Annotated in this window: 8 protein-coding genes; 6 read left to right on the forward strand and 2 right to left on the reverse strand. The window is 50.1% G+C overall.

The features are described from left to right. Nucleotides 1-4: 4 nt before the first annotated feature. Nucleotides 5-1501 carry an L-arabinose isomerase gene (araA, locus tag ABC831_RS20590; RefSeq protein WP_343249947.1) on the reverse strand — a complete coding sequence of 499 codons (1497 nt, stop codon included), beginning with the start codon at nt 1499-1501 and terminating at the stop codon, nt 5-7. 152 nt (nt 1502-1653) lie between these two features. Next, on the reverse strand, nt 1654-2736 hold the full coding sequence (locus ABC831_RS20595) for an AraC family transcriptional regulator (protein WP_343249948.1): 1083 nt from the start codon (nt 2734-2736) through the stop codon (nt 1654-1656). A gap of 206 nt (nt 2737-2942) precedes the next feature. Between ABC831_RS20595 and ABC831_RS20600 the strand changes: the two genes are divergently transcribed. The 6 genes from ABC831_RS20600 (at nt 2943) to ABC831_RS20625 (ending at nt 10211) form a co-directional block, all read left to right on the forward strand. Further along, entirely contained in the window at nt 2943-4454 is a 1512-nt protein-coding gene (locus ABC831_RS20600; RefSeq protein ID WP_343249949.1) for a tyrosine-protein kinase domain-containing protein, read from the forward strand. Nucleotides 4455-5195: 741 nt separating this feature from the next. Next, complete coding sequence (locus tag ABC831_RS20605; protein ID WP_343249950.1) at nt 5196-6605, forward strand: extracellular solute-binding protein; 1410 nt, start codon at nt 5196-5198, stop codon at nt 6603-6605. A 74-nt stretch (nt 6606-6679) separates the two neighbouring features. Further along, entirely contained in the window at nt 6680-7564 is an 885-nt protein-coding gene (locus ABC831_RS20610; RefSeq protein ID WP_343249951.1) for a carbohydrate ABC transporter permease, read from the forward strand. Next, entirely contained in the window at nt 7561-8391 is an 831-nt protein-coding gene (locus tag ABC831_RS20615; protein WP_343249952.1) for a carbohydrate ABC transporter permease, read from the forward strand. Before ABC831_RS20610 ends, ABC831_RS20615 begins: the two co-directional genes overlap by 4 nt. 8 nt (nt 8392-8399) lie before the next feature. Then, on the forward strand, nt 8400-9413 hold the full coding sequence (locus ABC831_RS20620; RefSeq protein WP_343249953.1) for a glycoside hydrolase family 130 protein: 1014 nt from the start codon (nt 8400-8402) through the stop codon (nt 9411-9413). Between the two features lie 30 nt (nt 9414-9443). Beyond that, on the forward strand, nt 9444-10211 hold the full coding sequence (locus ABC831_RS20625) for a hypothetical protein (protein WP_343249954.1): 768 nt from the start codon (nt 9444-9446) through the stop codon (nt 10209-10211). Nucleotides 10212-10215 lie beyond the last annotated feature (4 nt).

A 10215-nucleotide genomic window follows, 5' to 3' on the forward strand; every position in this document is an offset into this window, starting at 1 on the left:
TTTCTCAGCGGTACGCTGCCGCATTCCAGCGGAGCTCATTTTTGAAAGTACGGATGGTGGTATCCTGGTCAATATAAACCGCTTCGATATCCATGGCAGCGGCCCAGTCACCCATCTGCTCGGCAGTCAGATCATAGGAGAACGCCGTATGGTGGGCACCGCCTGCCAGTATCCATGCTTCCGCACCCGTGATCAGATCCGGCATCGGTTTCCACAACGCGGTGGCGACCGGAAGCTTCGGCATCGGGATATCCTGCTTTAAGCACTCCACATCATTGATAATCAGACGGAAACGGTTCCCCAGATCCACCAGGGAGCAGGCCACGCCTTTGCCGGGCTTGGAAGTGAATACCAGACGGGCGGGATCTTCCCGGTCGCCCATGCTGAGGGGGCATACCTTGATGGCAGGCCTGCTTTCGGCGATGGTGGGGCAGACCTCCAGCATATGGGACTGCAGGATCGCTTCGCTTCCCGGGGTCAGCCGGTATGTATAATCCTCCATGAAGGATGTACCCTTGGCATCTTTGACGTTGGCGGTCATCAGTTTCATCAGACGAACCATAGCAGCGGTTTTCCAGTCACCTTCCGCGCCGAATCCGTAACCGTCGGCCATCAGTCGCTGCATCGCCAGACCCGGAAGCTGCTGTAAACCGGAGAGCATCTGGAAATTCGTAACCACTGCCTGATAATCGTTCTCCGTTAAGAACTTCCGGAAGCCCAGTTCAATGCCGGCCTGCACGGCCACATGTTTTTTGAATTCCGCCGCATCCCGGCCTTCCGTCAGGATATCATAGCTGTCATAATATTCATCCACCAGCGCGTCGATCTCCCCTTGCGGCATGGCCTGTACATATTCCGCTACATCCGTAATATTGTACGCGTCGATCTCCCAGCCGAATTTAATGTGGGCTTCCACCTTGTCGCCCTCGGTCACGGCCACATTTCTCATGTTATCGCCGACTCTGACCACACGGATATGGCTGCTTTCCATCACGCCCACCGCCGTGCGCATCCAGCTGCCGATGCGGTCCTGCACCCGGGCGTCGCTCCAATGGCCCACTACGATCTTTCGCTCAATGCCCATGCGGCTGACGATATGTCCGAATTCCCGGTCGCCGTGTGCGGACTGGTTGGTGTTCATAAAGTCCATGTCGATGGTGTCATACGGGATGTCCTGATTAAACTGGGTATGCAGATGAAGCAGAGGTTTGCGGTATTCCTGTAACCCCAGAATCCACATCTTGGCGGGAGAAAAGGTGTGCATCCAGGTGATGACCCCGGCACAGTTTTCATCGGCATTGGCTTCATTGAAGAGCTTACGGATGGACGTGTTGTCGATCCGCGTACCCTTGAACTCCACCTCGTAGGGAAGACGGCCGGACGCGTTTAACCCCTCCACCATGATTTTGGAATGGTTTTCCACTTCCCTGACGCACTCGTCACCGTACAGGTCCTGGGAACCGGTTGCAAACCAGAATTTGTATTGTTTGGTCTCTAACATTGTTGTATCCTCCTTCTTAAAATGAAATGTACACGGGTTTTTGCCGTAAGAACTCATTTCAGGCAATAGCTGTATGATGTTTGCTTACCTTTTATTTTAAGAACCGGAGGCTGTAAACTCAATTTCCCTATCCTACGAAAATTGTAAAATAGTTACCTATTCCGACTTTTATTCCTGGCCTGGGCGGGCGTCAGGTGATATTTTGCTGTAAATATTTTATAGAAATAGCCTTTGTTCTGATAACCGACGCTGAAAGCCACCTGCTCTACCGTCATCTTCGTGTCGGTGAGCAGTTCCATAGCTTTTGACAGCCGGATATCCTGCACGTATTCCGAATACGTTTTCCCGCTCCTTTCCTTCAGCACGCGGTTGAAATAATCTTCGTTAAAATGAAAGCGGTCCACCAGATCACGGATCGTGATCTCCCGGTAATGGGATCGGATGTAGTCCTCGATATCTTCGTAGATCAGCCAGCGCATTTTCTTTTTCTGCTGGTCGGTCAGGGAAAATTCATATTCCGTACTGATCAGATGCAGCAGGCGCAGCAGCAGGGCCTTGCAGGCATACGTCGTGCCGATATCGTTGATTTCCAGCTCGCTGGTCAGCTGTTCGATCAGTTCTTCGGCTCTGGAATCCTGATCCCGCTTGGGCTTAAAATGGATAAACTGCTGCACATCCTTTTGCTTCATCAGCGCGTCGTGCAGGAACTTTACGATTTTGGGTTCCCCCAGCTTTTCCACCATACCTTCCTCCAGGATCGCGTGGTCCATTCCGATAAACAGGACACAGCTTTTCTGGCAGAAAAGATAGTCCTGGTGCAGGCAGCTTTTGTCAATCAGACACAGGTCCCCCTGCTGGAAGCGGACATCTTTTCCCAGAATCCGCTGCCGGAATTCTCCCTTCACCACATAGGCCAATTCGATATAGTCATGGGTGTGAAGCTGTGTTTTTTCCCCGTCCGTGAACATGCTGCAGAAGGAAAACGGGGTGAGGGAGGGCTTGATCGTAGCGTATAAACGCCCTTCCCGCTCCATATTCCAGAACAGGATATACACTGGCTGTTCAGTCGTAATAGGAAACGTCTTTACATCCTGAACCTCAAGGGAATATTCCGGACACATGATCCGCATCCCGATACTGTGATTTTCATCGATGGGGTCCGGGATATTTTTTGTGATCTTTTCTATCTTTTCCAGCAGCAAACTGTTCACCTCTATTCTTTCACTGGGTTTCATCTTTACAGGCCTTTCTATATTTAAGTATAATAAAAACCGGACCGCTTGACAACTGCATTCAGCCTGATCGAAGCAGGGGACGGTCCGCTCCCTATATATGCTATTAAACAATAAATAACAACAAACGCCCACATGAATTGTAGGTTCAATTTCCAGATGCTATATTCAGAATGTTACGGCATATTGACAGGAGGCTTACAGGGAACATGGAAGAGAAAGAACATTACAAACGAAGCGATTACGAGAATCGTATAGATAATCAGATGGACAGAGCGAACAGAGAAAAGCGGGATAACGACGGCGATGAGATAGAAATAGACCTGCGCGCCCTCTTATACATGCTGTGGAGCCGGCTCTGGCTAATCCTGTCCTTAGGAATCATGGGAGCATGCCTGGCTGCCGTCATCAGTCAGAACATACTGGTCCCCCAATACAGCGCGTCCACACAGATTTACATATTAAACAAACAGGATCAGTCTGCCGTTACATACAATGACCTGCAAAGCGGAGCTCAGCTCACCAAAGACTATATGCAGCTGATCAAAAGCAGAACCGTATTAAAGCAGGCGATCGCGGACCTGAATCTTGAGCTTACACCCGAACAGCTGGCGTCCAAGATCGACGTATCCGCCGTCTCAGAGACCAGAATCATCACCATTACGCTGACCGACGCTGACCCGTACAAAGCCGCGGAAATGGCAAACCGGATACGGGAAATATCCTCAAAACAAATTCAGGAGGTAATGGATATCGAAGCAGTCAGCCTGGTTGACGCGGCAGATATCCCCTCAAGTCCCACATCGCCGGATTTCCGGAAAAATATACTGCTGGGCGGACTTGCAATGTCGGCAATCACCATATTTTGCCTGATCCTGGTATTCTTGTTAAACGATAAAATAAAAACATCGGAAGATGTGGGGGAAAAGTTGTCTTTAAATGTTCTGGGATCAATCCCACAGTTTAACCGGAAAAACCGGAAAAAGAAGAAGCCAAAATCCAGTCGGAGAGAGGACGCGGATAAAGAGGAAAATAATATCATACCAGGAAAGATTAAAGATGATATACCCGTAAGCGAAGCTTACAACACGCTGCGCAGTAATATCCAATTCTGCGGGAAGCATATAAAAGTGATTTCTGTCACCAGCTGTCTGTCAGGAGAAGGAAAGTCCAGTGTCTCCATGCAGATGGCGGTTTCCATGGCGGATATCGGAAAAAGAGTGCTCTTCATCGACGCGGACCTGCGCAAGCCCGCTTCCTCAAAGCAGATTAAAGTAGATCGTGGGATTCCGGGCCTGACCCAGTATCTGTCTGGTATGTGTGAAACCAGAGAGGTGCTGTTAAAAACAAACAGGAAAAATATGAATATGATTCACTCAGGTCCGGTACCGGCCAACCCATCGGAGCTGCTGGAAAACGGAAGACTGGAAGAACTGCTTGATGAGGTAAAATCGCAATACGATTACATAATCATCGACACGCCTCCGCTGGTTCCGGTCATCGACAGCGCCATTATCTCCAACATCTGCGACAGGATCATTATGGTCATCGAATGTAACCGGATCAGCTGCCGGCTGGCAGCTTCCGTGACGAAACAATTAAACAAAACCAATTGCCGCATTCTGGGTGTCATCTTAAATAAAGTAGATAACAATAAAAAATCCTCTTACGAAAAATATTATGACAGTACCTATTACAGGGAATATTACGGAAGGCATTGAGGGGGTCTTAAAAGGGCTGGGCTGAGAGGGAATGGGTGTACCCGGGCGGTACCCGGCGGCAGCTCTCGTGGGGACAAATCACTTCGGCCGGACCTAAGAACGTCTAACTCCGAAGGCAGGAGAACCTCTTATTAGCAGGGCCTGAAACAAACTCGCCAAAGGGCGGCTCGGACAGTGTTTCAGACCCTGCGAGGTTCTCCAGCCTTCTGCGTAAGACGTTCTAAGGCCCGGCCTCAAGTGATTTGTCCCCACGAGAGCTGCCGCCGGGTACCGCCCGGGTACACCCATTCCCTCTCAGCCCTATTTTACTATAAGCTTATTTACAGATTTATTTACCGGATATCTTATACTTAAGATTCATACACCGAAAACACTCACAGAAACCGGACGCAGGACGCTTCTGCTTTGGTGACCCGCTGGTTCCATGTTATGAATGTTCAGGATTCTGCGGGCGGATAAAACTTTGGGTCATTTTTAATATATGAAGTGCTATTTTTACTCTGTGAAACAGAACTTAATTTCCCGGGTGGGGAATTGGTTCTGATTCATGGGGTATTTTTGTTTGGTCATATTTTGCCGGGATGCTGCCGGCAGGCTACGGATCTTATGGAATGGAAGGTTTTACCAAAACTGGACAAGATTTTGGATATTTTCACAAGATTCTTCCCTGCGAACTCTTAGGGATTTTGATTACGATAGTATTGTAAAAATAATTCAATCCTTTAAGAAGGGGGAACAACTATGAAAAAAAGACAAAGACGCATCGCACTGCTGCTGGCAGGTGTGTTGACGGGAATGACACTGTTCACGGGATGCGGAACAGGGGATGGACAGGACACTGCTGCGAAGCCCGCTGCGCAGACGGAGGCGCCCGCAGCCAAAGATGATGCACAGCCTGCGCAAACTGACGACGCAAAGGGGGGCGATGGAGAAAAAGTTGAGATTTCCATGATGACCTTGTGGGCGGAGGACAATACCGAAAATATCGCGACTGGTGTCCGGGAGATGCTGGACAAATTCCAGACCGAGAACCCGAATATCGTGGTAAATGTGGAGGCGATCGGGGATCAGACCGCTTATTATACAAAATTAAAGACATTGGCTGCATCTAACAGCCTCCCGGATGTATTCGTTTGTAAAGGCTCCGAATTGGCCGCTTTTGCCAAGAACGGGCTGGTAGCTTCCCTGGATGATGTGCTGAATGCAGATCCGGAATGGAAGAACGGTTTTATTCCTTCCGCTTTTGCTGATATCTCCACCGGCGGAAGTATCTATGCGGTACCGTATTCCATGTTGAGTACCCATGTGATCTATTATAACAAGCAGATCCTGGCTGACGCCGGATATGACGCGTTCCCGGCGACCTGGGACGAATTCGATAAAATGATCAATGACTTAAAAGGCAAGGGGGTTACCCCCATCGCACTGGGCAACAAAGAGCCGTGGGTGGCGGAATCCTGTATCATGAGCTGCCTGGGTGACCGTTTCACCGGTTCTGACTGGTTCGCTTCCATCATGGACGGTTCCGGCGCCAAATTTACTGATCCCGAGTTCGTGGAAGCACTGGGCGCAATGCAGGAACTGGGAACAATGGGAGCATTTAATTCCGATATGAACAGCCTGAACAGTGACCAGCAGAAAACGCTGTACTTTAACGGCGAAGCCGCCATGTTTATGGAAGGCAGCTGGGCGGTAGGCGCAGTAACTGCCGGACCTGAAGAGATCGCTAAGAACACGGAAGTTGCGGTACTGCCCTCTGTGGACAAAGGAAAAGGGGAGGCGAAAGCGACCTCCGGCGGTTCCGGCTCCGGCTTTGCGGTTGGTATCAATAATTACGATGGAAAGAAAGAAGCGATCGCTTCCCTGTTAAAAGCTCTCAGCGGCGAAGACTACTCCAAGAACATCGCAGCCAAAGGCGAGCCGGTTGCTTACCTGGTAGACGACTATGATAAGAGCAATGTCTCCGAACTGGCTATGAAATACAACGCAATGGCGGAAAGCCTCGCCTTCACCCCGATCTATGATTCCTTCCTGGACCCTTCGGTCGTGGACGTGATGAACAGCAACCTTCAGGAGCTGCTGATCGGTGTCATCACACCGGAAGAATGCGCACAGAATATTCAGGATGCCCAGGATTCTCTGGGAAATTAATTGTACTTGTATAAAAGGAATGCAGACTGCGGTAAACGCCGGCAATCTATTAGAATCAGGAAGGCACTTTGAACATGAAAAAAGGAAATTCTCGTAAAATCAATCCCGCGACTCTGACCGCACTGGTCGGGCCGGGACTTGCAATTTATCTCTTCGTCATATTGATCCCGCTGTTTACGGCTTTTGGCTACAGCCTGACGGACTGGTCGCTGGGACCGGTTAAGAACTTCATCGGCCTTGACAACTACGCGGCTCTTCTGAAGGATAAGGTATTCTGGAGCTCTCTGACTCACAATCTGATTATTGTATTTGCCAATGTGACGATACAGATGGCTCTGGCATTTCTTCTGACCGTACTGTTTTCCTCGAAGGCTACGAAGTTCCGGGCTTTTCACCGGACAGTCATCTTCCTGCCGGTGGTGCTCTCAGCGGTAGTTGTGGGTTATATCTGGCAGATGGTGTACAGCAGCAATTACGGGATTCTCAACGCACTGCTGCGGGGAATCGGACTGGAGGGTTGGATCAGACCGTGGCTGGATGATCCGAAAGTAGTGCTGGCTTCAGTTACAGTTCCGCTCATCTGGCAGTATATCGGGGTTCCGCTGATTATATTCATGTCGGCGGTCCAGGGGATTCCCAAGGACATCTATGAGGTGTGCGAGCTGGACGGAGTGACGGGAGCCAAGAAAGCGATGTATATCACATTTCCGCTGATCCTGGATTCGATCAAGGTGGCCATTATGCTGAGTATCGCATCGAATATGCTGGTATTTACCCATATCTTTGTGCTGACGGGCGGAGGGCCCGGGACCAGTTCGATGGTTCTTGCCCAGTATGCCTATAACGTATCATTTGTGAGAATGAGATATGGATACGGCAGCGCGATCTCCATCGGGATCTTTGTGATCAGTTTTGCTTTGGTTATTATCTTTCGGAAACTGACGGAGGTAAAGGAATGAGACCGGTACGTAAAATTGGAAATTGTGTTTATAACCTCATACTGCTTCTCTTCTCTATCGCCTGTATTTTTCCGATTATATGGGTTGCGTACTCTTCGCTTAAGACAAAAGAAGAGTTTATGCTGGATATCGTATCCCTGCCGGCTCATCTGCAGTTTGAAAATTACCGGTCTGCGTTTATTGACGGAAAGCTGTATGTGAACTTTCTAAGCAGCGCGCTGAACACGCTGGTGACGGTGGCATTTGTCCTGATCTTTGCCTTTTGCATCGGCTATGTGCTGTCCCGCTATCAGTTCCGGGGAAGAAATGCGATCTATACATTATTCCTGGTGGGAATGATGACGCCGGTGTATGCGCTGCTGGTACCGTTGTTCGTACAGATGAAAGCGTTACATATGGAAGATAAATGGTTTACACTGATCATCCCTTATATCGCGATCCGGCTGCCGCTTGCGATCTTCCTGTTTGAAAGTTTTATCAAGTCCATCCCATGGGAGTTGGAGGAGGCGGCCTATATGGACGGGGCCACGGTCTTAACAACGATGAGCCGGATTATCCTGCCGCTTTGCAGGCCGGTTATGTCCACGTCACTGATCCTGGCGTTTCTGGATACGTGGAACGAGTTCCCGTTTGCGCTGGTCCTGGTGACTAAGGACAGGCTACGGACGCTTCCGGTGGGGCTTACGAATTTTAACGGACAGTTTACGACGAATTATACGACACTGATGGCGGCCATGATGATTTCTATTATTCCGGTTATCGTCGTGTACCTGCTGTTCAGCAAGAAAATTATTGAGGGAATGACGGCGGGAGCTGTCAAAGGCTAGGTGAGTGAATGATAAAGATAAATCGACATCCCGGCAATCCGATCGTCACGACGGGAGGCAGTGAGTGGAGAAGGGCGGCGGTATTTAATCCGGGTGTGCTCTATGATGACGGGAAATTCTATCTGTATGAGCGCTCGGCGGGATCGCTGACCCCTTTTCAGACAGCCATCGGACTGCTGGTCAGTGAGGATGGCATCCATTTTTCCCAGGCAGGGGAGGAGCCGGTTTTCACCGGAGCTATGCTGGGATATCCCATGGGCAGCGTAGAGGACGCCAGGGTAGTGAAGATCGACGGCACGATCTATATGTGTTACGCCCTTCAGCCATATGCGTTTGACTGCTGGCCCACCGGCTATACGCTGCCGGATTATTTCCCGGAGCATTATCCGCAGTGGAAGGAAAATGATACGGAACCGATGATCACCCGGTCCGGAATCGCAGTCTCCACGGATCACCGGCATTTTACACAATTGTGCTATACGACGCCGGCGGACATCGATGACCGGGATAACGCGCTGTTCCCGGAAAAGATAGACGGGAAATATGCGATTCTCAGACGACCGCTCTCCTATGTGGGCGAAGAGTACGGGACGGACATCCCGGGAATATGGATCTCCTATTCCGACGATCTGATGGAATGGTCGAAGCCGGAGCTGGTGGCTGTGGCGGAAAATCTCGAATGGGAGGGCACGAAGATCGGAGCGGCAGCGTCGCCGGTGAAAACCGAAGCGGGCTGGCTGTTGTTCTATCACGGCGTGGATGAATTCCATGTATACCGGGTGGGCGCCATGCTGTTGGATTTAGAACAGCCGGGAAAGGTATTGGCCCGGTCAAAGGATTTTCTGATGGAACCGGAAGAATATTATGAAAAGCATGGCCTGGTGATACCCAATACGGTATTTCCCACAGCTGCTATCTTGGTGGAAGATCTTCTGTATCTCTATTATGGCTGCTGTGACACCAGTATCGGACTGGCGCAGGTGCCGGTCCGGGATGTATTAAGCGCGCTGGAGCCGGTCTGATGACACGGACAGGATAAGGAAGGAATGCGAATGAAACAGAATTTATGGAAGAGGTTTTGCATGGGCTGCCTGGTGTTGACGATGATCGGTACACTGGGCGGCTGTTCCTCGAAGGAGACAAAACCGGTGGCCAAAGTCGGTGACGAAGTGATCGAGCAGGCCCTGGTCGAGGAACTGATGAACGGGAGGAAAGGCAGTATAAAGCTTTACTTTGAAGAGAAATACGATGTTGATCTGAGTGAAGATCCGGATGCCTGGACGAAAGCCTACGGCAATGATGGAACTCCCCTGGATTGTCTGAAGGAAGAGGCGCTTGAGCAGGCTGTTCGGATAAAAACCGAAATGGCCTACGCAAAAGAAAAAGGCCTGATCAAAACCACGGATTTTGACGAGCTGATGAATTACCAGCCCGAAAATATCACGGAAGCCTTCTGTGTTCCGGTGGAAAAAGAGGAGATACCGACTCTGGAACTATATGATACGGATGTATTCGGCAGCTACCAGGAGATTCTCGATTATGTCCTGAACCGGACGGTGCGCAATGATATCAGCGACCAGGAAGTGAAGGACTATGTGGCCGCCGAGAAGGCGGAAGGACTGAAAGCGTACATACGGATCAGTGAGGAAGAGGCGGCAGACATGGAACTGTTGACGGAAAATATCCTGAACGACGCACAGAGACTGAGCGTGGTCAGAGACCTGATCGTATCAGACAAATACGAAGCGCTGATGCAGGAGAAAACCGAGGGGCAGAAAGTGGAGCGTAACGCGGATGTTTATGAGGATTTGACATTGTAGATAA

It is taken from the genome of Diplocloster hominis, from assembly GCF_032380655.1.
Taxonomy (GTDB): domain Bacteria; phylum Bacillota; class Clostridia; order Lachnospirales; family Lachnospiraceae; genus Diplocloster; species Diplocloster hominis.

Excerpts from the sequence above, each read along its gene's own strand:
- ABC831_RS20595 (WP_343249948.1), bottom strand. The coding sequence starts at position 2,736 with ATGAAACCCAGTGAAAGAATAGAGGTGAACAGTTTGCTGCTGGAAAAG.
- ABC831_RS20610 (WP_343249951.1), top strand. The coding sequence starts at position 6,680 with ATGAAAAAAGGAAATTCTCGTAAAATCAATCCCGCGACTCTGACCGCA.
- ABC831_RS20615 (WP_343249952.1), top strand. The coding sequence starts at position 7,561 with ATGAGACCGGTACGTAAAATTGGAAATTGTGTTTATAACCTCATACTG.
- ABC831_RS20625 (WP_343249954.1), top strand. The coding sequence starts at position 9,444 with ATGAAACAGAATTTATGGAAGAGGTTTTGCATGGGCTGCCTGGTGTTG.
- araA (WP_343249947.1), bottom strand. The coding sequence starts at position 1,501 with ATGTTAGAGACCAAACAATACAAATTCTGGTTTGCAACCGGTTCCCAG.
- ABC831_RS20600 (WP_343249949.1), top strand. The coding sequence starts at position 2,943 with ATGGAAGAGAAAGAACATTACAAACGAAGCGATTACGAGAATCGTATA.
- ABC831_RS20620 (WP_343249953.1), top strand. The coding sequence starts at position 8,400 with ATGATAAAGATAAATCGACATCCCGGCAATCCGATCGTCACGACGGGA.
- ABC831_RS20605 (WP_343249950.1), top strand. The coding sequence starts at position 5,196 with ATGAAAAAAAGACAAAGACGCATCGCACTGCTGCTGGCAGGTGTGTTG.